The 23,970-nt window shown below is 38.7% G+C and carries 26 protein-coding genes; 19 read left to right on the top strand and 7 right to left on the bottom strand.

Annotation, left to right across the window (positions count from 1 at the left end):
- Positions 1-95: 95 nt before the first annotated feature.
- The 12 genes from hisZ to rlmN all read left to right on the top strand — a co-directional run bounded on the left by hisZ (position 96) and on the right by rlmN (position 12,221).
- The gene (gene hisZ / locus MKX62_RS14470) at positions 96-1,328 is read left to right on the top strand and encodes an ATP phosphoribosyltransferase regulatory subunit (protein ID WP_067207074.1); all 1,233 of its coding nucleotides are present in this window, start codon (positions 96-98) and stop codon (positions 1,326-1,328) included.
- A 1-nt stretch (position 1,329) separates the two neighbouring features.
- Positions 1,330-1,956 (top strand): ATP phosphoribosyltransferase, encoded by a 627-nt coding sequence (gene hisG / locus MKX62_RS14475; protein ID WP_187047147.1) that lies wholly within the window; start codon positions 1,330-1,332, stop codon positions 1,954-1,956.
- 6 nt (positions 1,957-1,962) lie between these two features.
- Positions 1,963-3,252: a histidinol dehydrogenase gene (hisD, locus tag MKX62_RS14480; RefSeq protein ID WP_340741716.1), complete on the top strand. Its 1,290-nt coding sequence runs from the start codon at positions 1,963-1,965 to the stop codon at positions 3,250-3,252.
- The gene (hisB, locus tag MKX62_RS14485; RefSeq protein WP_187047149.1) at positions 3,242-3,826 is read left to right on the top strand and encodes an imidazoleglycerol-phosphate dehydratase HisB; all 585 of its coding nucleotides are present in this window, start codon (positions 3,242-3,244) and stop codon (positions 3,824-3,826) included. Before hisD ends, hisB begins: the two co-directional genes overlap by 11 nt.
- A gap of 198 nt (positions 3,827-4,024) precedes the next feature.
- On the top strand, positions 4,025-4,741 hold the full coding sequence (hisA, locus tag MKX62_RS14490) for a 1-(5-phosphoribosyl)-5-[(5-phosphoribosylamino)methylideneamino]imidazole-4-carboxamide isomerase (protein WP_067207084.1): 717 nt from the start codon (positions 4,025-4,027) through the stop codon (positions 4,739-4,741).
- Positions 4,738-5,499 (top strand): imidazole glycerol phosphate synthase subunit HisF, encoded by a 762-nt coding sequence (gene hisF / locus MKX62_RS14495; protein ID WP_067207087.1) that lies wholly within the window; start codon positions 4,738-4,740, stop codon positions 5,497-5,499. The genes hisA and hisF overlap by 4 nt, the downstream gene beginning before the upstream one ends.
- A 2-nt stretch (positions 5,500-5,501) precedes the next feature.
- Complete coding sequence (hisIE, locus tag MKX62_RS14500; RefSeq protein ID WP_067207090.1) at positions 5,502-6,143, top strand: bifunctional phosphoribosyl-AMP cyclohydrolase/phosphoribosyl-ATP diphosphatase HisIE; 642 nt, start codon at positions 5,502-5,504, stop codon at positions 6,141-6,143.
- On the top strand, positions 6,136-7,197 hold the full coding sequence (gene hisC / locus MKX62_RS14505; RefSeq protein ID WP_340741717.1) for a histidinol-phosphate transaminase: 1,062 nt from the start codon (positions 6,136-6,138) through the stop codon (positions 7,195-7,197). The genes hisIE and hisC overlap by 8 nt, the downstream gene beginning before the upstream one ends.
- A gap of 85 nt (positions 7,198-7,282) precedes the next feature.
- Positions 7,283-7,462 carry a hypothetical protein gene (locus tag MKX62_RS14510; RefSeq protein ID WP_067207096.1) on the top strand — a complete coding sequence of 60 codons (180 nt, stop codon included), beginning with the start codon at positions 7,283-7,285 and terminating at the stop codon, positions 7,460-7,462.
- Between the two features lie 652 nt (positions 7,463-8,114).
- Complete coding sequence (locus MKX62_RS14515) at positions 8,115-9,287, top strand: ATP-grasp domain-containing protein (protein WP_340741718.1); 1,173 nt, start codon at positions 8,115-8,117, stop codon at positions 9,285-9,287.
- Positions 9,288-9,305: 18 nt separating this feature from the next.
- Entirely contained in the window at positions 9,306-10,988 is a 1,683-nt protein-coding gene (locus MKX62_RS14520; RefSeq protein WP_340741719.1) for a methyl-accepting chemotaxis protein, read from the top strand.
- A gap of 168 nt (positions 10,989-11,156) precedes the next feature.
- Positions 11,157-12,221 carry a 23S rRNA (adenine(2503)-C(2))-methyltransferase RlmN gene (gene rlmN, locus MKX62_RS14525; protein WP_067207103.1) on the top strand — a complete coding sequence of 355 codons (1,065 nt, stop codon included), beginning with the start codon at positions 11,157-11,159 and terminating at the stop codon, positions 12,219-12,221.
- An 82-nt stretch (positions 12,222-12,303) separates the two neighbouring features.
- Here rlmN and MKX62_RS14530 read toward each other — a convergent pair whose 3' ends face one another.
- From MKX62_RS14530 to MKX62_RS14540, 3 genes are all read right to left on the bottom strand, one after another.
- Positions 12,304-12,672 carry a hypothetical protein gene (locus tag MKX62_RS14530; protein ID WP_338653097.1) on the bottom strand — a complete coding sequence of 123 codons (369 nt, stop codon included), beginning with the start codon at positions 12,670-12,672 and terminating at the stop codon, positions 12,304-12,306.
- Positions 12,673-13,500: 828 nt separating this feature from the next.
- Complete coding sequence (locus tag MKX62_RS14535) at positions 13,501-13,821, bottom strand: general stress protein (protein WP_340741720.1); 321 nt, start codon at positions 13,819-13,821, stop codon at positions 13,501-13,503.
- An 80-nt stretch (positions 13,822-13,901) separates the two neighbouring features.
- Positions 13,902-14,198: a hypothetical protein gene (locus MKX62_RS14540; protein WP_340741721.1), complete on the bottom strand. Its 297-nt coding sequence runs from the start codon at positions 14,196-14,198 to the stop codon at positions 13,902-13,904.
- 138 nt (positions 14,199-14,336) lie between these two features.
- On the opposite strand from MKX62_RS14540, the gene MKX62_RS14545 reads away from it, so the two are divergent.
- The 6 genes from MKX62_RS14545 to MKX62_RS14570 all read left to right on the top strand — a co-directional run bounded on the left by MKX62_RS14545 (position 14,337) and on the right by MKX62_RS14570 (position 18,489).
- Complete coding sequence (locus MKX62_RS14545; protein WP_340741722.1) at positions 14,337-14,882, top strand: YusW family protein; 546 nt, start codon at positions 14,337-14,339, stop codon at positions 14,880-14,882.
- Between the two features lie 212 nt (positions 14,883-15,094).
- Positions 15,095-15,508, top strand: coding sequence for a BlaI/MecI/CopY family transcriptional regulator (locus MKX62_RS14550; RefSeq protein WP_340741723.1), 414 nt, complete (start codon positions 15,095-15,097; stop codon positions 15,506-15,508).
- A gap of 3 nt (positions 15,509-15,511) precedes the next feature.
- On the top strand, positions 15,512-16,360 hold the full coding sequence (locus MKX62_RS14555) for a M56 family metallopeptidase (protein WP_340741724.1): 849 nt from the start codon (positions 15,512-15,514) through the stop codon (positions 16,358-16,360).
- A 42-nt stretch (positions 16,361-16,402) separates the two neighbouring features.
- A complete protein-coding gene (locus tag MKX62_RS14560; protein WP_340741725.1) occupies positions 16,403-17,062 on the top strand; it encodes a DsbA family protein in 660 nt (219 codons plus the stop codon).
- The gene (locus MKX62_RS14565; protein ID WP_338653087.1) at positions 17,052-17,456 is read left to right on the top strand and encodes a disulfide oxidoreductase; all 405 of its coding nucleotides are present in this window, start codon (positions 17,052-17,054) and stop codon (positions 17,454-17,456) included. The genes MKX62_RS14560 and MKX62_RS14565 overlap by 11 nt, the downstream gene beginning before the upstream one ends.
- 391 nt (positions 17,457-17,847) lie before the next feature.
- A complete protein-coding gene (locus MKX62_RS14570) occupies positions 17,848-18,489 on the top strand; it encodes a VTT domain-containing protein (RefSeq protein WP_187047160.1) in 642 nt (213 codons plus the stop codon).
- Between the two features lie 401 nt (positions 18,490-18,890).
- On the opposite strand, the gene MKX62_RS14575 is transcribed toward MKX62_RS14570, so the two are convergent.
- From MKX62_RS14575 to MKX62_RS14585, 3 genes are read right to left on the bottom strand one after another with little or no spacing between them, the layout of a single operon-like run.
- Positions 18,891-19,460, bottom strand: coding sequence for an SCO family protein (locus tag MKX62_RS14575; protein WP_445683534.1), 570 nt, complete (start codon positions 19,458-19,460; stop codon positions 18,891-18,893).
- 1 nt (position 19,461) lies between these two features.
- On the bottom strand, positions 19,462-20,877 hold the full coding sequence (locus tag MKX62_RS14580; RefSeq protein WP_340741726.1) for a sensor histidine kinase: 1,416 nt from the start codon (positions 20,875-20,877) through the stop codon (positions 19,462-19,464).
- A gap of 3 nt (positions 20,878-20,880) precedes the next feature.
- Positions 20,881-21,555, bottom strand: a complete 675-nt coding sequence (locus MKX62_RS14585) for a response regulator transcription factor (protein WP_231885784.1) — start codon at positions 21,553-21,555, stop codon at positions 20,881-20,883.
- A 165-nt stretch (positions 21,556-21,720) separates the two neighbouring features.
- Between MKX62_RS14585 and MKX62_RS14590 the strand changes: the two genes are divergently transcribed.
- On the top strand, positions 21,721-22,473 hold the full coding sequence (locus MKX62_RS14590) for a FixH family protein (protein ID WP_340741727.1): 753 nt from the start codon (positions 21,721-21,723) through the stop codon (positions 22,471-22,473).
- A gap of 60 nt (positions 22,474-22,533) precedes the next feature.
- Here MKX62_RS14590 and rpoN read toward each other — a convergent pair whose 3' ends face one another.
- Positions 22,534-23,838 carry an RNA polymerase factor sigma-54 gene (gene rpoN / locus MKX62_RS14595; protein WP_340741728.1) on the bottom strand — a complete coding sequence of 435 codons (1,305 nt, stop codon included), beginning with the start codon at positions 23,836-23,838 and terminating at the stop codon, positions 22,534-22,536.
- Positions 23,839-23,970: the final 132 nt, after the last annotated feature.

The raw sequence follows: 23,970 nt of genomic DNA on the forward strand, positions 1-23,970 counted from the left end.
TAATAATCATTCCTCCTGTTGACATTTCGTTGGTATACCTTTATAGTACTAAATAACTTTAGTCTAGTAAAGTAGTGAAGTAAGGGGTGTTGGAAATGGTTAGAAACGAAGTGTATCCTGAACGAATGTTAAGTGATAGTGAAAAGTTTGAAAGAATCATTAAGACGATCAATAAGCGCTTTACCACATATGGCTATAAACGCATTAAAACATCGGCTTTTGAACAATATGATTTATATTCAAAAGTAAAAAGCTCAATCAACCAAAATGAAATGATTAAAGTAATCGATCATACAGGGCAAGTATTAGTATTGCGACCCGATGTCACGATTCCAATCACAAGAGAACTGGTGCAAAATTTCCCGGACCTTTCAAGTGAACTTAGATATTTTTATGTACAAGAGGTGTTCCGTCAGCCATTTGATAAAAATGACAGTATCGAACGCACACAAGCAGGCATTGAATATTTTTGCGATAGTTCACCTGAAGCGGATGCAGAAGTAATTGCACTAGCGTGTCACTTAATGAAAGATTTAGGATTTAATGATATTAAAATAGAATTAGGGCACGCTGGATTTTTCAATGAACTTGTCCAGAATTTACCACTTACTTCACTTCAAATTGATCAATTGAAGTCATTGATACAAGCGAAAAACGTTGTAGAAATTGGACCTTTTCTTCAGAACCTAAACATTGACGATGATGTGAGAGAAGTAATCGAACGGATCCCGTTTTTATACGGTAACCCAGTTGATGTGAGTGAACGGACAACAGGGATCGCCTTAACGGAAAAAATGCAGGACACGCTCGATTACTTAATGGATGTTTACAGTATATTGAAAATGTACGGATTAGAACAGTATATCGTCATGGATTTGGGATTGATTAATCATATGGGTTATTATTCAGGGGTTATTTTCCAAGGATATGTCGAAAGATTTGGGAAACCTGTTTTAATGGGCGGGCGCTACGATGAGTTAGGAAACGAGTTTGGTGCTAGACTTCCAGCGATTGGGTTTGCATGTGAAATTGAATCGTTAGTCAAAGCGACAGATAGCAGGGAAGTTACATCCCGCTTTCCAATCGATGTAAAAATAACATATGCAGATAGCCAATTGGAACAAGCCATTGCCATCTCCAATGAATTACGGGAACGAAATTATAGTGTACTGTCATTTTCAGAGCATAAGGAACAGGCAGATCCACGACAGAGTGTTTACTCGATACGTTTGGAGAAAGAAAATAATTCATTTCTATATAAAGATAAAGTTACACCATTTCCGGACTTAAAGGCTTTACTGGAATTACTCGTAGGGGGATTGAATTGAAATGACACATCTTACAATCGCCATGGCGAAGGGGCGTACTGCTGATAAAGCGTTAGCGTTTTTTGAAAAAGCAGGCATCCGTTTTTCAGAATATCATGATAAAAGCAGGAAGCTTGTTATCTATGATGATGAAAATAAAGTGAAACTCATTTTCGTGAAAGCAGTTGATGTTCCAACCTATGTCGAAAAAGGAGCAGCAGATATCGGAATTGTTGGTAAAGATACGATTATGGAAGATCCAGTTGATGTCTATGAACTGTTGGATCTTGGAATTGGAAAATGCCAGCTGGTTGTTGCCGGATTTCCGGATAAACAATTTCCGAGTAGTGCGTTGCTGACAGTTGCTTCAAAGTATCCAGCAGTGACAAAAGCCTATTTTGACAGCAAAGGCATTCGTATTGAGACCATCAAGTTGAATGGCTCTATCGAACTGGCTCCGCTTATTGGTATGGCAGATGTCATCGTTGATATTGTTGAATCGGGCAAGACACTAAAAGAAAATGGATTAGTCGTCTTGGAGACAATTGCAGATGTCAGTGCACGATTGATTGTTAATAAAGCAAGTTATGCGACAAGAACCAGTCAAATCCAGCAAGTCATTTCGGACTTAAAAGCTGCATTGGAGTGATAATTTATGCGAATTGTAACGTTGGAACAATATACAAAAGAGAAAGAGCAGCAAACGGCAGTACAAACAACTAATTTTGAATTTGACCGAACTGTGCTTGGAATTATCGAAACAGTCCGTGAAGATGGGGACCAGGCATTAAGAAGCTTTACCGAACAGTTTGACGGCGTGTGGCTAGATAACTTGATTGTAACGCCTGAGGAGTTTGCGGAGGCGCGGACGTTGATTACAGGGCAATTCCTAAGTGCTCTTAGAAAAGCAAAGCAAAACATTACTACGTTCCATGAAGTTCAAAAAGAACAGTCTTGGTTTATTAATCAAGAACAAGGAATTGTTCTTGGTCAGAAAGTGACGCCTTTAGACAGTGTCGGTATATACGTACCTGGCGGAAAAGCGGCTTATCCATCGACTGTTCTCATGAATGCTATTCCGGCAAAAATTGCGGGAGTCGGAAGGATTGCAATGGTGACACCACCTCAAGCGGATGGCAAAGTGAATCCACATGTGCTCGTAGCAGCGCAAGAAGCCGGTGTCGATATCGTCTATAAAATTGGTGGTGCTCAAGCGATTGCAGCATTGGCGTATGGGACGGAAACAGTAAAAAAAGTAGTGAAAATCACGGGGCCTGGAAATGCATTTGTTGCACGGGCGAAAAAATGGGTTTTTGGTGACGTAGCCATCGATATGATTGCAGGACCGAGTGAGATTTGTGTTGTTGCAGACAATAGCGCTGTCCCAGTGTTTGTCGCTGCTGATCTATTATCACAAGCGGAGCATGATGAACGGGCAACAGCTGTATGCGTAACGACGAGTCAATCATTTGCTGAAGCACTTCAAAAAGAAGTGATAAAGCAAACTGAACAAGCAGATCGTAAGGGAATTATTGAAGTTTCAATCGCTGATAATGGGCGCATTATCTTGGTTGAATCGTTGGAGGAAGCATACGACTTTGTTAATAAATTGGCGCCGGAACATTTACAGCTTATGGTGGAAAATCCGATGGAGCAATTACCGTTCATTCACAATGCAGGAGCAATCTTCTTAGGAAACTATTCACCGGAGGCATTGGGCGATTATATGGCAGGTCCGAATCATACATTGCCAACGAGCGGGACATCGGCATTTTCATCGCCGTTAGGTGTCTATGACTTTATGAAAAAATCGAGCATTATTCAGTATACGGAGCAAGCATTGCAAGAAGTAGCCGAAGACATTATCACAATTGCGAATGCGGAAGGCTTAACGGCCCATGCAAATTCAATTCAAGTAAGGAAGGCGGATTTGAATGCGGAGTAAATCGATTTCAAGACAGACAGCGGAAACAAAGATTAACTTAGACTTTGCGATTGATGGAAGTGGAACAACAACTATTAAAACAGGAGTGGGCTTTCTCGATCATATGCTGACATTGTTCACAAATCACGGTCGATTCGATTTGGCTGTTGATTGTGATGGCGATATCGAAGTAGACCAGCATCACTCCGTCGAAGATATCGGAATTGTATTGGGACAAGCGTTCTATGAAAGTATCGGATCAAAGGAAGGCATCGAGCGTTATGCGACAGTGTCAACACCTATGGATGAAGCATTATCAACAGTTTCTATCGATATAAGCGGGCGTCCATTTTTTGTTTATAACGTTGAGGGATTGAAAGATAAAGTAGGGGAATTCGACACTGAGCTTGTTGAGGAGTTTTTCCAAGCATTCACAAGCCATGCCAAAGTAACATTGCATATCAATTTGCAGTACGGGAAAAACAGTCACCATATTATCGAATCAATTTTCAAAGGATTCGGACGTGCATTGCGCGTAGCAAGTGCGATTAATCCAGATGTAAAAGGAGTTCCATCTACGAAGGGAATGCTATAAGAATATTACCTTTACACACTTGGTAATTTTGTTTTGTGTGCAGGTACTGCTCGAATTCATAATTTACTAAGCGAAGGCGCCTTACAAGGGGTAGCCGAAGCCATAAGACTGGCGGCGAAGCTGCTCGGCTTATGGCGGGAGGCATCCCCAAGCGCCGTAGCGGATTTAATGGAATTCTATATATAAGGGGGAACACCGATGATTTTATTTCCAGCAATTGATATACGTGATGGTAAATGTGTTCGGCTAATTCAAGGTGATTATGACCAAGAAATTATCTATAATGACTCACCAACAGCGATGGCTCTGGAGTGGGAAAAGCAAGGTGCTGACTACATTCACGTCGTCGATTTAGATGGGGCGAAAACAGGTAATTCATTAAATCGCGAAGCCATTCAAGCGATTGCTAAAAACGTATCGATACCAGTTCAAGTAGGTGGCGGAATTCGGACGATGGAGATCATTGACGCACATATTGCATCCGGCGTTAGTCGCGTGATCATCGGAACGGCAGCGATTCAAGATAAACCATTTTTAAAGCAAGCCGTAGAAAAATACGGTGATAAAATTGCAGTTTCCATCGATGCAAGAAAAGGATTCGTTGCAACGGATGGCTGGACGGAAACAAGTGATGTATTAGCAGTTGACTTGTTAATAGAACTAGAAGTAATCGGTGTGAAAACAGTCATTTATACAGATATTTTGAAAGACGGAATGATGCAAGGACCTAATTTTAACGAACTGGAAATGATGGACAATGCGTCTTCCATCGACATTGTGGCTTCAGGCGGCGTCTCCACGGAAGAGGATATCATTCAGTTACGGAAACTAGATTTATATGGAGCAATTATTGGTAAAGCATTGTATGAAGGTAAAATATCTTTAGAAAAAATATTAGGGGGACAACGAGGATGACAAGCAACCGGATAATACCATGCCTAGATTTTGATAACGGGAAAGTCGTAAAAGGGAAAAAGTTTTTAGAAGTTAAAGAAGTTGCAGATCCACTGACATTGGCTAAGAAATATGTAGCTGACGGTGCAGATGAACTTGTGTTTTACGACATTGCCGCTTCGACAAATAATCGTGCCATGTTCCTTGACCTTATTGCAGAAATTGCGAAAGAAGTACCCGTACCATTTATTGTCGGTGGGGGTATACGGACTGTCGAAGATATTCAGAAGGTGTTTGATGCTGGCGGGGACAAAGTATCCATCAACAGTGCAGCGCTCAGCAATCCATCTTTAATTGAAGAAGCGTCAAAGAGATTCGGTTCTGAACGCATTATCCTATCGATGGATGTCAATGAAGTGGGCCCTTCTAAGTGGTCGGTATTCTCTAATGGAGGCATGAAAGATACTGGTATGGATGCTATTGAATGGGCGATTCAAGGCGAAAAACTGGGTGCCGGTGAACTTGTTGTTAATAGTATCGGGGAAGATGGTGTGAAAGACGGCTATAACCTCGAATTGACGCGGGCGATTGCGGAAGCAGTCAACATTCCTGTTATTGCGAGCGGCGGAGCAGGGAAACCTGAACACTTCCATACTGTCTTAACTGAAGGGAAAGCTGACGCTGCGCTTGCTGCATCCGTATTCCATTTCGAAGACATAAATATTGGCGAATTAAAAACATATCTAGCTGAAAAAAATACACCTGTTGGGAATGACTAACCATGACAATAGAAATTGACACATTATCATTTGACGAAAATGGATTGATACCAGCAATTGTTCAAGATGACCGGACAGGGAATGTACTGATGCTTGCTTATATGAATAAAGAATCGTTGCAGAAGACGATTGATACGAAAGAGACTTGGTTTTTCAGCAGATCAAGAAAAGAGCTGTGGAATAAAGGAGCAACATCTGGCAATCGGCAAATTGTGAAGAACTTGTCACTGGACTGCGATGGTGATTCAATTTTAGTACAAGTTACACCACTGGGTCCAGCGTGTCATACGGGAGAAGTGACTTGTTTCCACAAGCAAGTTTTCGATGAGGTAGTACAGACTCGCTCAATCGTTCATGAGATCACGGATGAAATAAAAAATCGACGTGCCAATCCAGTAGAAGGATCATACACAACGTATCTGTTCCGCGAAGGTTTGGATAAGATTTTGAAAAAAGTTGGAGAAGAAACAACTGAAGTTGTCATCGGTGCAAAAAACCGTGATAAAGCTGAAGTAACGAGCGAACTTGCAGATTTGACGTATCACACACTTGTATTGATGGAAGAGTTAGGTGTTAGTGTTGAGGATGTCAAAAACGAATTGCGGAAAAGACGACCTAAAAGTGAAGTGCTGAGAGATGAGTAAATTTTGGAGCTCTATGGTGAAACGGACCGAGCCGTATGTTCCGGGGGAGCAAATTGAACAAAAGGACATCGTGAAACTGAATACCAATGAAAATCCGTATCCTCCAAGTCCAAAAGTGATAGCTGCAATCCAGCAAGAGATGGGGCGCAACCTTCAGTTGTATCCATCTCCTACAGCGATTGAGCTACGAGAAACAATCGGACTGCAATATGGACTTACTGCTGAAGAAGTATTTGTCGGCAATGGTTCGGATGAAGTTCTGGCATTCTCCTTCATGGCGTTTTTTGAGCCTGGCAAACCAATCCGGTTTCCTGATGTAACATATAGCTTTTATCCGGTCTATGCAAAGTTATTCGATATTCCTTATGAGGAAGTTCCGTTGAATAAAGATTTTACATTGCCTGTGGATAGCTACTTTCAGTCTGAAGGCGGCGTCATTTTACCAAATCCAAATGCGCCAACTAGCATTTATGCTGAACTTGAGCACATTGAAGAGATTGTCAAAAATAACCCTGACCAAGTCGTCATCGTCGACGAGGCATATATCGACTTTGCATCGAAATCAGCGACTGAACTCATTCGGAAATACGACAATGTCCTTGTCGTCCAGACGACATCTAAATCACGTTCACTCGCCGGTTTGCGCGTTGGCTTTGCGATGGGAGCTCCTTCTTTAATTGCTGCATTGATTCGCATTAAAGATTCATTCAATTCTTATACGCTGGACCGTCTTGCGCTAGTGGGAGCAAAAGCTGCATTTGAGGATGCAGACTATTTTGAGGAGACGACTCAGAAAATCATTGCAACACGGGAAAAGATGAACGAGACGTTGCAACAGCTCAATTTCAATGTGCTACCTTCACAAGCAAATTTTGTTTTCGCCTCACATCAGACTGTTCCAGCAGAGTTTCTCTACAATGAATTAAAAAAAGAAGGCGTGTTAGTTAGGTATTTTAACAAGCCCGGAATCGACAACTATTTGCGTATTACAGTTGGTACAGATGAACAGATGGAGCGATTAGTTGAGAAATTGACTGACATTTTGAATTTGTAATGTACTGTTAGATTCTAAGATGAAATGACTTAATGAAAAGTGCATCGAAACTGATATACTTGTGTAAACAGGGGAGGTTATCGACATGGGATCTAAATATATTGATCTTGCACTTATATTATTCATGAGTTATTTCGCAATTACTCGATTTGCGGATGGTCAAATTGGCTTTGGAATCTTTTTCACAGTACTTAGCTTATTGAATATTTTAACGCTTGTCATGAAAATAAATAAGGACAAAGCCGCAAAGAATGCAGTGCGATGAAGTTTAAATAAGTAGTGACAACAAACTAGGCATCCTCCAGAAAATATGGAGGGTGCCTAGTTTTATTTATTAACGTATGACAAAGAAAAATGAATGAACCCTTGCTATTTGAATTCAGTAGGTCATAGAACGAAATAAGATATTGAAGGTGATGAAAACCATGGGAAGTAAAAATGTGACTAAAATAATAGCAATGAAGGAATTTAAATATAATAAATAAATCATTTATAATTGTAATAAGAATTATATATGGCTTATTTATGCAATAGAATCTATTGCTTATATTATTTAGATTAAAAGACCTATGATGAATTTTTGAAAAAATAATGTCTTAAATTAAACAAGGAATTTTGAGATAGGCAGAGTGAAAAGCCATTAGAATATAGTTATGACATAATACAGATTAACTATCTACCTATTCGAACTATACAAAATAATGATACTTTAATACAATGCATAGCATTGTTAAAACTTACTATGTATGATAATAGGAGTTATTAACTGTTATTTTTCCGTGGATAATTATAGGTCATTGGGATTAATGATTTTTCAAAATCAATACTATAGGCTCTATTGGGAGATAATAATATCGGTACGAACAAAAATTCTGCTGTAAAAATATAGTAGAAAAAACAAGAAGAAGGAGAATAAAATGATTATACTTGATAAGCCTTATGTATCAACATTACTTTCATCAACTTTACAGCAATTAGGTACTCCGGTTTTAAAAATAGGAGATGTGCAGATTCCGGAGGAAGAAAAACTTGATTTACTTGAAGAGACATTGTTCTTTGAACAACTTGAGAAGTCTTCTGCTCCTCTTTTATTTAATTCGGAAAACGGTTTGGCTATGTTAATGAATTACTTACCTGAGAGTAAATTTGCCGAATGGACATCACTATTCAAAAACAAAGCGGAATTTAGGAGGAGAATGACAAAAATTTATCCTTCATTTTATTTCCGTGAAGTATCTATTCAAGATTTATATGAAATACCTTTAGAATCAATTCCATTCCCTATTATTATTAAGCCTGTTATCGGCTACTCGAGTGTTGGGGTTTATAGAATAGATTGTATTGAAGATTGGCATCACACCGTAGAAAAATTGAAAGTCGATATAAACGATTCAGCATCCGCGTATCCTAATGATGTGATTGATAGCCAAACTGTCATATTAGAAGAGCTAATTCAAGGAAACGAGTATGCAATTGATGCTTATTTTACTAAAGAGGGAAAACCTGTCATCTTAAATTTATTTAAGCGCATGTTTGCTAACGATAAAGACATGAGTGATCGTATATATTACACAAGCAAAAGTGTATTAAGTGAAACACTTGCTCCAATTTCGGACTTTTTGGAAAAATTAGGGGATATTGATGCGCTGGCTTCCTTCCCGCTACATTTTGAAGTTCGAATAACTAAAGAAGGACAAGTTGTGCCAATTGAAGTAAATCCATTCCGCTTTGCTGGTATAGGTACGACAGAACTGGGCGTACATGCTTATGGTGTAGACGTTTATGATTATTATTTCAATCAGCTAAAACCAAATTGGGAAGAAAAAATAGAGGCTATGGATAATGCGATTTATAGTTTTCTTTGTGCAGAATTTGACCCGTCGATTTCGCTTGAATTAATTCGAGCGGTAGACCATGAAAGTTTTAAGCAACAATTTAATGAAATACTAGACTATAGGTATATGAATTACAAAGAGTACCCTATTTTTTCTGTTGTATTTTTCAAACATCACACATTTGACGAAAATAAGCGATTGCTTACACTTGAATTGAGCAATTTTATATCGCTCTATGAACCGCAACTCGTATAAATCTTAGGAGGAATTAGTTTGTTTAAACAAAAAGGATCTATTAGAACTAAAATAATGCTTGGAACGATTATTCCAATTGCAGTATTATCTTTATTATTTAGTTTAGGTTTTTATTTTCAATCTATGTCAATTGTCAATCAGAATGTCATTCCCCAGTTTGAGAGAGTACTCAACACGAATTTACTAGACTTGAAAAAAGATATCGATGCCGAGATGCTTAATAAAGCAAAGACAAATAAACAGGACTATGAAAGATTACTCGCTATAATCAATGAATCGCGTGAGATAGGCGATTTAGAAAGTGTTTATATCATGAGTAAAGTTGATGGTGAGGATATGATCCTTGCGCTGTCCGATACGGCAGATTATCTTACGCCTTATCCGTTTAAATCCGAACAAAACGATGCGCTAAACATGGAACAGCCATTGTTCAGTGAGATTTATGAGGATGAGTACGGTGTACATAAATCAATCTATTTACATATTGAAGGGACAGATTCTATTATAGGAATCGATCAGGATGCGAAATTTATCCCTGATTTAACCCGGAAAATACTTATCATCAGTATTGCACTTACGCTAGGGGCATTGGTGGTAGGGGCTGGAATATCTTATATTTTATCAACAAGAATTACGAAACCACTTCAACAATTAGTGAAGTATACAGAAGTTGTAGCCCAAGGTGATTTAACAAAAGAAGTTAGTGTGAATAGTCAAGATGAAATTGGTCATCTTGCACACAGTTTCCGAAACATGCAACAAGAATTGAGAAATACGATTGAACATGTCAATGTAGCGACGGACAACGTTATCACTTCCTCGGATGACTTGACCTATAGCGCAGAGCAAATGACAGGAGTAGTCAATCATACGACTGTTACGACCCAAGAAGTATCTTCGACGAGCGATACGTTAGCAAGTAGTGCATCACAAAACTTGGTGGCACTTGAACAAATCACAATTGGTCTGCAAGAAATAGCAGATTCTTCTATGAAAGTAACGGAAGAATCGATGGATGCATCCCAAGAAGCTAAGCAAGGTAATCATCTTATTTTAGACTCGATTCAAGGGATTGATACGATAACGAGCTCAGTTAAAGTTTCTATGGATATCACACAGTTGATGAATACGAGATCCAATGAAGTAGGTCAAATTATAGAAATTATTACGGCTATTTCTGATCAAATAAACTTACTTGCACTGAATGCCGCTATAGAAGCAGCACGTGCAGGCGATGCTGGAAAAGGATTCAGTGTAGTCGCAGATGAAGTGAGGAAACTTGCTGAGCAATCCGCATCTTCAGCAAACCAAATTAGTACGCTCGTGAAAGAAATTCAAAATGACTCTCAAAATTCTGTGAAGGCCATGACGAAGGTATTCGAAGATGTGGAACGTGAAACTGGAATCGTACGCGAAACAGGTAAATCGTTTACTAGCATTTTGAATCGTATTACTCAAATTACAGAAAAAAATCAATCAGTATCTGCAACAATACAAGAAATCTCTGCGGGTTCTGAGGAAATACTAGCATCTACAATCGAAACAGTTCAATCATTAGAAGAGACATCTTCCCATACGCAAAACATTGCTGCATCTATGGAAGAGCAATTGGCTTCTATGGAAGAAATGGTTGGAACGACAACGACCCTTAATGAAATGGCAATAAACTTAAAAGATCATGTAAAGAAATTTAAAATTTAAAACTCCAAAAAGATTAAGGACAGTCTTTATTTGCGGAGGAGATAATAATAGAGGGTCTTTTACGATTATGGGCTGGAAATTCACATTTATAAACTAAATTAGTTGTTCCCATTTCTAATTTCATGTAGTATAATATGTGAATTGCATTTTTTGAAATGAGGATAACTAATGAAGAATTCGATATATGGACTCACAATTGAACAACTTACAGAATGGTTAGTGGATCAAGGGCAGAAAAAATTCCGTGCTGCACAAATTTGGGACTGGTTATATAAAAAGCGTGTAACAAACTTTGCAGACATGAAAAATATTAATCAAGAATGTATCGACTTGCTGGATGCGAACTATGTCCTCCGAACGCTAGAACAGACTGTGAAACAGGAATCAGAAGATGGCACAATCAAATTCCTATTTAAAATGCAAGATGGTAACTTGATTGAAACTGTTTTAATGAAATTTCCTTACGGCCAATCGGTTTGTGTAACGACACAAGTCGGCTGTAATATCGGTTGCAGTTTTTGTGCGAGTGGATTATTGAAAAAAAGCCGTGATTTAACAGCAGGAGAAATTGTGGAACAAATCATGGAAGTACAGCATCACCTTGACGCGAAAGCTGAAGATGAGCGTGTAAGTCATATTGTTGTTATGGGAATTGGCGAACCATTTGACAACTATTCGCATTTGATGAATTTCCTTCGTGTCGTCAATGATCAAAAAGGACTTTCCATCGGTGCTCGTCACATTACCGTTTCAACAAGTGGTAATCCGCAACGAATTAAGGATTTTGCAGAAGAAAATATCCAAATTAACCTAGCAGTATCTCTGCATGCACCTAATAATGAGTTGCGTACACGCGTTATGAAAATTAACAAAGCGTTCCCGCTTGAGAAATTGATGGATTCAATCGATTATTATTTGGAAACGACAAACCGCAGAATCACGTTTGAATATATTATGTTGCATGATGTAAATGATCATGTTCTGGAAGCACAGCAGCTTGCAAAACTACTCGAAAACAAACGTCACCTATCATATGTTAACTTGATTCCCTACAATCCGGTTGACGAACATGACCAGTATCGCCGTAGTACACCAGAAGACATTAAAGCATTTTATGAAACACTCAAAAGAAAAGGCATCAATTGCGGCGTCCGTCTTGAACATGGTACAGACATCGACGCAGCATGCGGTCAGTTACGAAGTAAGCAGATTAAGAAAGATAAAGCCGTCTAATCCATTTAAAAAGAGTGTGCAATTCCTAGGGGAACTAGGAGTTGCACACTCTTTTATCATCTAGACTTCGGTGCTCTTGTTCTTAGCTCTTTTTCTTCATTAAAATCACGATGAACTGGACAATAAATGCCAGTCCCAATCCAAAGGAAGAAATGATGAACAAGGACAAGATTCCGAGTACATCACCTATCCCCTTCGGATTCATTAACAAGCTGCGGAAAAACTCTGCAAAACCGAGAGCCACACCAATCAAGAAAATCCTGAAAGCAATTTTCAAATTGTAAAACAGCAGTAAAAATGAAAAAACACCGATGATTAGCCCGAAAAGACCAAATGTTAAGTAGTTTGTAAAGACAAGCGTTTGACCCAAAACAGTTCGAACACCTACTATGAGAAGAACGAAACTTGTAAGTCCAGTGAAAAAACCGATCTTCCAGAACTTGTTAATCATAAAACGCACCCACTTCCATTGTTCATCATATCGAATAATGGTGTGATTATGCCAATGAAAGCATTAAAAAAGTGAAAACGTAAGCGGTTTGCTCGCCAACCGATCAAAACCTTCGCGGAAGCAATCATATCCCCGGCTAACCGATCATAACTGACGCGGAAGCGATCCTATCTCCGACGAACCGATCATACCCGACGTGGAAGCGATCATATCCCCGGCTAACCGATCATAACTGACGTGGAAGCAATCATATCTCCGTCCAACCGATCATACCCGACGCGGAAGCAATCCTATCTCCGACCAATCAATCATAACCATCGCGGAAGCAATCCTATCCCCGTCCAACCGATCATAACCGGCGCGGAAGCGATCCTATCCCCGTCTAACCGATCATAACCATCTTGGAAGCAATCATATCCCCGACGAACCGATCATAACCGATGCGGAAGCAATCATAACCCCGACGAACCGATCATAACGGACGCGGAAGCGATCATATCCCCGTCCAACCGATCATAACTGACGCGGAAGCAATCATATCTCCGGCTAACCGATCATAACGGACGCGGAAGCAATCCTATCCCCGACGAACCGATCATAACCGATGCGGAAGCGATCATATCTCCGTCCAACAGATCATAACGGACGCGGAAGCAATCATAACCCCGTCTAACCGATCATAACCGACGCGGAAGCAATCGTATCTCCGTCCAACCGATCATAATCGACATTCAACCGACCATATATGCAACGAACTAAATAATCCCCTAAGCAATCAAAAAAATCCCATTCCTCTGATATGAGGAATGGGATTCATAAACTTATAAGTTATTTCTTCGCAATTAGGATAAGTTTCCCTTGGTCCAGTTCTTCCTCTGCATTGGCAGCTTCTGCCGTGGATAGTCCTGCAGCTTCCATCTTGCTACGGAGTTCATCTCCGCGAGAAGAGAACATGTTTTTCATACTATCCAAGAAACCTTGTTCTTTCATACCTACGCTTTCTGTATCTAGCGCATCCGTTATGTGACTGGCTCTCTTTTTGTCATGTGCAAAAATATAAATCTCATCATGTGTATATCCTTGTGTTACCAATTTCTCGATTTCTTCCTTTGCCTGAACGGCGTTTTCAACAGTTTTTTTAATAGTCATTTAAATTACCTCCATTTTTTGTTCTCCTTTTTTATATTCCCCAAAAAGGTAAGGACTAAACAAAAAAATGAAAGTGCGGATCATCTGGGTAAATTTTGATAGGTCCGGATGAAATAAGTTGGGTCTGTATCGACTTCATAAGTGAAGACACCTTGGGTTGTATGTAAATAGAAAAATCCTGCTCCGCTGGAAAACGGCTTATAGGACATATCATGCACGTGTTCTAATCTGAATGTATTTCGTGAAGTTGAAATCGAGTCAGTATATAAATGGATACTATGCACGGTACGCTTTGTTTTTTGGTCATACCAACCCATAACTCGTTCGACTGAAATATACGTAAGTGTAGCAACAGTTTGCTTAATCGATTCATTCATTGAAATTCCTCCGTTATCACAATTTATATTCATCATTATCCCCATCCTAACAGGTATTTATCGATATCCAAAATAGGTAGTTTTTTCATGTGTAAAAGTCCCTCGATGGGGAATGGACTGTATAAGGAGGTAGATACGATGAAGAAAATTTCTATTTTCATCTTGACCATGGCATTATCCTTTGTGCTTGTTGCTTGCGGGAACGCTGAAAAAAATAATGATAAGGTAGTGGACGAACCTATTACGGGAGAGAATAGTAATGGGGACACAAATGGTGCGACTTCGACGGAGGGAACTAGTAGCCCTGAAACTGAACAAAATACAGATACCGTCAATCAAGATGATATGCAAAAAAAGATGGATGAACTTGTCTATGCTGATTTCGAACTAAAACTTGACTATGCGAATCATCAGGAATATGAGGCAGAGCTTGAAAAAAATAGTGACAATTCAATCGATGCAGAAATTGAGGATTCACTTAATAATATCAAGAAAAAGGGGACAGAGGCATTCAATGAACTGTATCCATTGGTGAAACAGTTAACAATTACTCAACAGACAGGGAAGGAAGCTGCCATTCAAGAAGTAATGAAGGTATTCGATTTACCGACAGATTATACGGAATTTGAGCTAGAAATTCGATTTAAAGACGGTACAAAAATCGAATTTGAAGATGATAAATAAACAATAAATAGCCTCAATAATAGGTTGTGAAAATCTCCTCGGTTTAAATGCCGGGGAGATTTTTGTCTGAATTGTTAAAGACAACCTGACCTAAATAAGGAGAATATAGGGCAATAAATGTTACAGATTTGTTAATTGTCTGTTTTTCAAAAGAGAATTCTTGACTGGATAAAAGACTAGCACTACAATGAGTAATGTGGAGATGAGTAGTCATGAAAATTAGGAAATTCAAGTTGAATGAAAGTGGGCTAAACCGCTTTTTTGGGCCTCTTGAGGCAAAGATTATGGACGTTTTATGGAATGATGTCGAAATGACTATTAAAGATGTTCAGCAAGTACTTGAACGTGAAAAATCAACGAATTTCAATACAGTAATGACTGTTATGAATCGATTAGTAGACAAGGAGATTCTTTGCAAGAGACTGGAAGGACGGTCGTTTTTGTATAAACCGCTTCTATCAAGGGAAGAATTTTTGACTACACAGTCGAAAGAAATGACAAATGAGCTGATGGACGAATTTGGAAATGTTGTTGTAAGTCACATGCTGGATGCACTTGAAGATGTAGATGATGCTCTCGTGGCCAAGCTCGAACAGAAAATCAAAGAACTGAAAAAGGGCATGTAACGTATGTACAAACGTCAATCATTAAGTATGCTTATGGTGTCACTCATAATTTCAGGGACGATTTATCTTCAAATGGGTTTGTATCTGATGTCGATCATAGCAGGCTGGGATATTGGTCATAACCTTGTTGTCGTCTGTCACGGTTGGATGAAAAATATTGGCTTGTCTTCTCTTGAGTATGTCCTCGATGCATTTGTTATTTATACGTTGTTATTTTCGATATGGAAAATAGGATCACAATTTTATCATGCTTCACGAATGAAAAAACGATTTAAGCAGTATGAAGAAAATACGCTCACAACCGAAATGAATCAAACTTATAGCGATGGAAAAGATGGATTTATTGTGATCTCGCACCCTTCACCGATTGCAATCACAATGGGATTTGTTCGTCCTAAAATCGTATTATCGACTGGATTGATAAGCCTATTAAATGACGATGAATTAAATGCAGTAATTTCTCATGAGATGTATCATCAAAAATATCGTGACCCCCTTACCATCTTTTTGATGTCACTTTGTTCGTCCACGATGGGCTATATTCCGATTCTAAAATGGTTTAATCAGAAATATAGCATCATTAAGGAATTGTCAGCGGATGAATATGCAATTGAAAAACAACAGACGTCTGTTAACTTAGGGAGTGCGCTTTTAAAGATGCTTAAAGTGTGCAAACATGAAAAAATGCCTTTTGTCTATGCGTCATTTGCTGATACATCTGTCAATTATCGGATTGACTATATCTTGAATCCGTTAAAAGGAATCCAAATAAAGCTACCTGTGAAGGTTATGCTTCTGTCAGTAACGATTTTTTGCTTCATTTGTGCACTATTTATTTACGCTCTTGCGTAAATTTTTATTTCATTACACTACGTCATGTAGTTCAAATTAGGAGTGTTTACCTTGTCTAAGAAGATTTTTTGGATTGTTGGTTTAGTAGTTATTTGTATCGTAGGAGTTATTGTTTTAACGAATGCCAATCAAAAGTCAACCGTTATAGATGTAGAAGGGCAACCGTTTTTGGGTGAAGAGTCAGCACCAGTTGACATTATTGAGTTTGGTGATTATAAATGTCCAAGTTGTAAAGATTTCAATGATAGACTTTTTCCGGTTATTTATAAGGAGTTAGTTGAAACTGGGAAAGCCAAGTTTTACTTTATGAATTATTCCTTTATAAACATCGATTCAAATCGATCCGCTCAATTTGCAGAAACGGTTTATCAAGAATTAGGGAATGATAAGTTTTGGACTTTCCATGAATTATTATTTAGTAAGCAACCAGAAGATTTAACCTACGAAAAAAAGGACTTATATACGGAGTCATTTTTGGAAGAGGTTTTAGCGGAAGTGGCAACTGAAGAAGAAACGAATAAAGTAATGCAGTCATTTGGTGAAAGCAAGGGGAAAGAAGCTTGGGAGAAAGATATGAAAACGGCCAATAACCTAGGTGTATCCTCCACACCAACAATCTTTATAAGTGGAAAACAATTTACGGGTAGTACGTTAGATGATTTCACAAAAATGGTGGAAGAGGCGGCTGCTAGTGGTAAGTAAACCGCTCCTCCTTGCCTGGTTAGCATCGATTACAGCGATGGTAGGAAGTTTGTTTTTTAGCGAGCGTATGGGCTTTGTACCATGCACTTTCTGCTGGTATCAGCGAATAGTTATGTACCCACTAGTTCTGTTCCTTGGCATGGCATTTTATCGAAATGACCGCGATATATATAAGTACGTACTTCCGATGTCAGTCATAGGCATGCTTCTATCTGGTTATCATTATGCGTTGCAGAAACTGCCTTCATTGCAAGAATTCAGTACGTGTACGAGCGGGGTTCCATGCTCGGGACAATATATTAATTGGTTTGGTTTTGTAACGATTCCTTTTTTGGCACTCATTGCTTTTACTTTTATTACGGCGATGATGTTGATGCTTTGGAGACGTAAATAATAGTATGAGTAATGCCTCCCTGAAATCATTGGGGGGGCATTCTTCAAATATAGGAAAGTATAAGTTTGTTTGACATAGAATGGTGTCTAGACTCTAGACACCAGCCGCACGGAGGCCCAAAAGATGTGAGGCATGTAGCGGGGAAGGATTGAACTGCATCCTTCCCGGGCAAAGAGCGCCACGTCGTACCTGCAAGAATGCAGTCGTCGCGATCTTAGAATGCCTTCCCCTTAATCGACTATGCCTGCTATTCTTTTTGGCGCCTTGCGCTTTTATGTAAGTGTATCGCTATTTTATTCTGTTACGTGACAACTATCAAAGAAACAAGTATGATGAATAAGGTTGTTTCCGTCAATGAATCTGACAAATACTATTGAAAGTGAGTCTATGTATGACTATTATTCAAAACATATTCAGCTTCATATTACATATTGATGAGCATTTGGTTGAAATTATTCAAAATTTCGGCTCGCTGTCATATGTACTATTATTCTTAATCGTGTTTGTTGAAACAGGATTAGTTATTTTCCCATTCTTACCAGGTGATTCTTTGTTATTTGCAAGTGGGGCTCTTGCTGCAATGGGGGCATTTAACATTGTACTTCTCCTTATTGTGTTCTTTACTGCAGCTGTCATTGGGGATACTGTAAATTATCAAATCGGTAAAAAGGTCGGGACAGCGATCAAGCCTAATAGCTTAATTGGTAGAGTCATTGATCAAGAAAAAATGGATAAAGCAGAGAAATTCTTTAATAAACACGGTGGTAAAACGATAGTGATTGCCCGCTTTATGCCGTTCATTCGTACATTTATACCTTTTGTTGCAGGGGCTAGTCGTATGAATTATCGCTACTTTTTCATTTATAATGTAGTAGGCGCAATTCTATGGGTAGGAATTTGTACGATTGCAGGTTATTTCTTCGGGAATATTCCTATCATTAAAGATAACTTTTCCACTGTTATTTTATTAATTATCTTTGTGTCTGTTCTGCCAGTTGTTATCAGTTTTATGAAGAGTCGTTTGAAGAAATAATGAATGTATTGCTAACAAGGAAACACCTCCAAAGCGGATAAGCCTAGGAGGTGTTTTTGTCTATTATCTTTCACGTCTGTTGATTAACCATTTTCTTGCATAAAGAGCAGGTAAGAAAGGCTTGAAAAAACCCATTTTCACTGAATCATTTTCGGTCCGCTTTTGGCGAACTAGTCATGACATCTTTACCGAGGCGCAAGTGTGACGGATGAATAAGCACCATACGATTATCGAAAAACGATGTGTAGGGATGCGACGAGGCCACATCCCTACACATCAAGAAATCTCGATAATCGTATAGAGGCCTTTCAATCCAAAGCGATCCAAATTTAATGTACACGAAGCTCCTGCTGTTTAATTAAGTTATTTACGGGTTGTTTTTGGTTAATCAACACATGTGATTATCTTTGAATCTTTTTGATATCCTTCATCATTTCCTTGACATAGGATGCATCTACATAATTATATTCATTCACAATACTGCCTTGCTGATCAATCAAATAAAAGTTAGTCCCGTGAATGACTTGATTGGATGAGGAAGGTTTTTGTACAATTGTTTGAAATTGATCCCTTGCGAAAGCTTCAATTTCTTCCTGTGTATATCCCGTTAATACATGCCAATTCTTTTCATCGTCCGTAAATTGGTGGATGTACTCATTTAACACATCTGGTGAATCAATTGTTGGATCGACAGTGAATGATACGAATTCGACTTGAACGCCTTCATCCTCGAACTTTTTTTGCAAATCCGCCATCTCTAGTGTCATCGGGGGACAGACGGTCTTACATTTTGTGAAGACGAAATCAGCAATCCAGACTTTCCCCGTTAGTTCATCTGTACCGAAAGGCTGTCCATTTTGGTCTGTATAAGAAAATGGGACTATTTCCTTTCCACTATGAGGTACAGAACTGCAAGCGGAAAGCAAGACTGCAATGACAAGGGGAATAAACAGATAGCATATGTTTTTCAAATTACACCTCTTCTTGTTCATCAATAGATAAGCCGGGCAATCGAATCGTTACGGTTGTTCCTGTCATGGTGTCGCTAGTCATCTCGAAAGTTCCGTTGTGCAGTCGGATGATTTCTTTGACAATAGGGAGCCCTAAGCCTGTTCCACCGGTTGTCCGATTCCGGGCTTTATCTGTCCTGAAAAAACGATCGCCAATTCGCTCTAGATCTTCATCGTCAATAAGAATTCCATCATTTGTCACTCGGAATTGAAGGAAAGCATCTTTTTTCGTTAATTCAATTGCCAAGGTTCCGTTTGTGGCGGAATACTTCACGGCATTGTCTATGGTATTGTAAAAAATTTGTTGAATTCTTTTTGGATCAGCTGTTAGAATAAGTTCTTCTTCTATAGTCAATTCGAGAGATAATTCTTTTTCTGCAATATGAATCGTGAACAAACCAACTGTATCTACTAATAATTGCGCGATGGCAATAGGCTGAATGTCAATTGTATACAAATCTTCTTGAAGATGATTTAATTCCACAAGATCAGTGATCAATTTGGTCAGTCGATCTGTTTCTTTTTCAATCGTTGTCAAATAGCTTTGTGCTTCTTCGGGCGATGAATATATTTTGTCTTTAAGAACATGCGTGTAACCGCTAATATAGGTGAGCGGTGTACGGAGTTCATGCACGATGTTTGACGTGAATTCCTTTTTTCGTTCTTCCTGTTGTTCAAGTGAAAGGCTCATCAAATTGAACGCCTTCGTCAATTGGCCGACCTCATCGTCCCTTTCGCTTTGAATCCGGTTTGAATAGTTCCCTTTAGATACTTCAAAAGAAAGTCGCTGAAGATCTTGCAACGGTTTGAATAAAGAATGCCAAGTCCGATTGACAACTAAAAAGAGTATGAAGAAAAATAAGCAACCAACGATCAAAAGTATTGGAATGCTTCCCCGAAATACATCTTGAACTGCCGCAAGTGGAACATAAATATAGATGAAACCGATAAGTCCGTTCTCACCTTTGATTGGAAAAATGGCGCCTAGAATTTCATGGTTAAGTTCTTTTACGAATCCCTCTTTTAATACATAGGCTCCTTTTTCCAACTCAGCCATGTCATTTGCATCGACAAGTGTTTCATAATTGACCTCGTAAGGGAAATAGGAAGTGAGATCCTTTAAGTTATCAACTACGATAATTTCATATTCTGACACGATGTTATACCATTGGATTTTATCGATGATTTCATCACTTAATTCCCCGTAATGGTAATGAGAAGCCGTCCTTTTTCCTTGATAGACAATGGATTCTTCAATACTTGTCAAATACAATTCAGAATAGAGATAATGGATGAAGAAAAAGGAAAAAAGAATTGTAAACCCGATACTGGAAATCAGGACTATACCTATTTTCTTGCTTAATGTAAGTGTCTTCAATCTTCACACCTCGAATTTGTAGCCGATACCCCAAACTGTTTCAATTAGATCACCGTTATTACCCATTTTAAGTCTTAACGTTTTGATATGTGTATCGACTGTACGCTCGCTACTTTGATGTTCTTCACCCCAGACGATGTGCAGCAGTTGTTCCCTTGAATAGACGCGACCTTTATTTTTAGCAAGCACATGAAGCATACCGAACTCCTTTAATGTTAATAATAAGGGTTTTCCATTCAATGACACTGTATGTGCTCCATTATCGATTACGAGTGGCCCGACAGTTAATGTATCAGCCACAGGTATATTTTGATAAGATCGTCTAAGAACGGATTCAATCCTTGCAAGAAGCTCTCCCGGTAAAAATGGTTTGACAATATAATCGTCGCCGCCAAGCTTTAAACCTTGTATTTTATCCCATTCATCTCCTTTTGCTGATAGAAAGATGAGTGGGATTGTCGATGTCCGCTTTATTTCTTTGGCGAATGTAAAGCCATCCATGAAGGGCATCATTACATCTACTAGTAGCAACTGTGGATTTGTTTGGTCTATTAAAGACAGTGCATGGATCCCATCTGTTGCCTCGACGACAGTGTAACCTTCTTTTTCGAGGAACATTCGAATCAGTTTCCTCATTTGTGGTTCATCGTCTATAATCATAATGGTGGATGAATTCAAGATAAAACCTCATTTCAATTATAGGTTGCTCATTGTACTCATTTTCTCTAATAAATGTGAAAATCATGTGAAGCGCGGTAGTTCACACTTAGTTCTAACTTATCTATTATAATCATAACGAACATAAGGAACTACGTTAAGTAAAACGACTATGGGGGAATCTTGATGAAAAGGAAATTTGGTTTGTTAGTGGGGCTATTCATGCTGGCCGCTATGGCAGCATGCGGTAAAGAAGAAGCGGTAAAAGTGGACGAAACAGGAGTACCTCTACCGCTGGATGTGAAGCTAACAGTGACAGAACAAGTTGATGTGAATGGTATTATAAAAATGGAAGCAGTTGTTACACAGGGCGATGAAAAAGTAGATGACGCTGATGAAGTTGAATTTGAAGTATGGGAAGAAGGAAAAAAAGACGAAAGTTTCAAGGTTGAATCGACGAATGACAAAGACGGTTTGTACACAGCAGAAACTTCTTTTGAGCATGACGGTCTTTTCCACGTTCAAGTGCATGTAACAGCAAGAGGTTTGCACACAATGCCGAAAAAAGAAGTGACAGTAGGTAATGGCGGGAATTATGAAGAAGCCATTGAAGGCGAAGCTGAACACGAACATGGGCATGCAGAAGGATTTTCGATGCACTTCATGAAACCTGAAAATATGAAGTCCGGCGAATCTACTGAATTTGTCGTTCACCTGCAATTTGATGGAAAACCATTTGAAAAAGCACAAGTACGCTACGAAATTTGGAATGAAGAAAATCCGGACAAACACGACTGGGTCGACGTTGAAGAATTAGTTGCCGGTGAATATACAGCTTCATACACATTTGCACAAGTAGGTCCGCACAAAATTCAAATCCACGTAAAAGACGATAAAGAATTACATGAACATGAAGAACATGCGATAGAAGTTAACTAAAATGAGCACGGAGAGTACCTGACAAATAAGTCAAGTACTCTCCGTGCTTTTTTTTGTGAATTATACTTGAATATCTTTACGTTTGCTGGAGGAAGGTATATTTAACTCCTCTCTATACTTACTAATTGTTCGCCTAGAGATTGTGATGCCCTTTTCGCGATTAAAGTATTCTGCTATTTTTTGGTCAGAATAGGGTTTGAATTTATTTTCCTGAGCTATAAAATTCTCCAAAAGTGTTTTCACTTTCGTTTGAGAAATGCTAGTGCCGTCCGCAGTTTCTAACTTCGAAGTGAACAGAATTCGAAGGTCGAAAGAACCGAACGCGGTCTGAATGACTTTGTTGGTAGTCGCTCTGCTGACAGTTGATTCGTGCATTTCAATTTCATCAGCTACTTCTTTTAGCGTTAATGGTCTCAATGAAGAGAGTCCATTTATAAAAAAACTTTCCTGTCTATCTAACAGGACTTGCACAATTTTAATAATCGTATTTCGGCGCTGTTCAATACTGCTAAGAAGCCATTCTACATTTTTATATTGAGTATGGATATATTTTGATACATCATTTTTCGTTTGAAGATGTTGCGTGTACTCTTTATTGACATGAATAGCTGGTAAATAGCCGTCATTCAGATGGAAAACTAATTTATCATCTTTTGATTCGACAATAATGTCAGGAGTTAAATACTCAGTTGGGAAATTGGAAATAAATGTGCCTGGCCTCGGGTTAAGCGTTTGTATGAAATCGTAAAGCTCTTTTACTTCCCTCATTTCGATGTTCATTTGTAAGGCGATTTCATTCCATTTATGGTCAGCAAGCAAGTTTAAATGATGTTCTACTAAAAAGGCAGCTGACTTTTGTTCAGGATAGGTGTATGTAATTTGCAAGAGCAGGCATTCCTTTAAGTCTCTAGCCCCAATTCCTACTGGACCCACTTCTTGAAGTAAAAGAATTCCTTTATCAATATCAAATTCATCAAATTCTAGATAGAAATCTGGATCCTTACCAAGAACACGTAAATAGCCATTGTCATCCAGATTATAAATGAGATACTTTAACAAATTTTGGATGTGTTCGTCTGGATAAATGAATTTTGCGTCATCGAATAGTGTGTCCCGCATGTTTCTTTCAGTACACTGGAATAGATCCTCCGGCATCTCGGAAGAACCAAAAGTAGATGTCCGCTGATTCACTCTCTCTTCATATGTATTTTTTTCTTTCAGTTCGATAATCGGATTTTCAAGCTCTTGTTGCCTTATAAATTGTTCAAGTTCATACGTCGAGTATTGAAGTATTTCAATTGCTTGTCTTAACTCGAATGTCATTAACAGATTCTGTTCCTGTCGTTGTTGGAGTACGAGCACCATAAAACCCCTCCTTTTGAAGCTGATAAGTAATGTAAGCGTTTTCAAGTAGTGGTCTTAAGTGTACCATATGTTTCTGAAAACTTCGATAAGAAAAGAAGGTAATGTTGAATGAGAAGGTAGGTAAAACTGGTG

Origin of the sequence: Sporosarcina sp. FSL K6-5500 (genome assembly GCF_038005665.1) — a bacterium.
GTDB classification, from domain to species: domain Bacteria; phylum Bacillota; class Bacilli; order Bacillales_A; family Planococcaceae; genus Sporosarcina; species Sporosarcina psychrophila.

Bases quoted from the DNA above. Each gene is read 5' to 3' on its own strand.
- MKX62_RS14550 (WP_340741723.1), top strand. From the start codon at position 15,095: ATGAAAATTAGGAAATTCAAGTTGAATGAAAGTGGGCTAAACCGCTTT.
- rpoN (WP_340741728.1), bottom strand. From the start codon at position 23,838: ATGGTGCTCGTACTCCAACAACGACAGGAACAGAATCTGTTAATGACA.
- hisZ (WP_067207074.1), top strand. From the start codon at position 96: ATGGTTAGAAACGAAGTGTATCCTGAACGAATGTTAAGTGATAGTGAA.
- MKX62_RS14515 (WP_340741718.1), top strand. From the start codon at position 8,115: ATGATTATACTTGATAAGCCTTATGTATCAACATTACTTTCATCAACT.
- MKX62_RS14545 (WP_340741722.1), top strand. From the start codon at position 14,337: ATGAAGAAAATTTCTATTTTCATCTTGACCATGGCATTATCCTTTGTG.
- MKX62_RS14570 (WP_187047160.1), top strand. From the start codon at position 17,848: ATGACTATTATTCAAAACATATTCAGCTTCATATTACATATTGATGAG.
- hisG (WP_187047147.1), top strand. From the start codon at position 1,330: ATGACACATCTTACAATCGCCATGGCGAAGGGGCGTACTGCTGATAAA.
- hisD (WP_340741716.1), top strand. From the start codon at position 1,963: ATGCGAATTGTAACGTTGGAACAATATACAAAAGAGAAAGAGCAGCAA.
- hisB (WP_187047149.1), top strand. From the start codon at position 3,242: ATGCGGAGTAAATCGATTTCAAGACAGACAGCGGAAACAAAGATTAAC.
- MKX62_RS14540 (WP_340741721.1), bottom strand. From the start codon at position 14,198: ATGAATGAATCGATTAAGCAAACTGTTGCTACACTTACGTATATTTCA.
- MKX62_RS14555 (WP_340741724.1), top strand. From the start codon at position 15,512: ATGTACAAACGTCAATCATTAAGTATGCTTATGGTGTCACTCATAATT.
- hisIE (WP_067207090.1), top strand. From the start codon at position 5,502: ATGACAATAGAAATTGACACATTATCATTTGACGAAAATGGATTGATA.
- hisA (WP_067207084.1), top strand. From the start codon at position 4,025: ATGATTTTATTTCCAGCAATTGATATACGTGATGGTAAATGTGTTCGG.
- hisF (WP_067207087.1), top strand. From the start codon at position 4,738: ATGACAAGCAACCGGATAATACCATGCCTAGATTTTGATAACGGGAAA.
- hisC (WP_340741717.1), top strand. From the start codon at position 6,136: ATGAGTAAATTTTGGAGCTCTATGGTGAAACGGACCGAGCCGTATGTT.
- MKX62_RS14535 (WP_340741720.1), bottom strand. From the start codon at position 13,821: ATGACTATTAAAAAAACTGTTGAAAACGCCGTTCAGGCAAAGGAAGAA.
- MKX62_RS14590 (WP_340741727.1), top strand. From the start codon at position 21,721: ATGAAAAGGAAATTTGGTTTGTTAGTGGGGCTATTCATGCTGGCCGCT.
- MKX62_RS14530 (WP_338653097.1), bottom strand. From the start codon at position 12,672: ATGATTAACAAGTTCTGGAAGATCGGTTTTTTCACTGGACTTACAAGT.
- rlmN (WP_067207103.1), top strand. From the start codon at position 11,157: ATGAAGAATTCGATATATGGACTCACAATTGAACAACTTACAGAATGG.
- MKX62_RS14510 (WP_067207096.1), top strand. From the start codon at position 7,283: ATGGGATCTAAATATATTGATCTTGCACTTATATTATTCATGAGTTAT.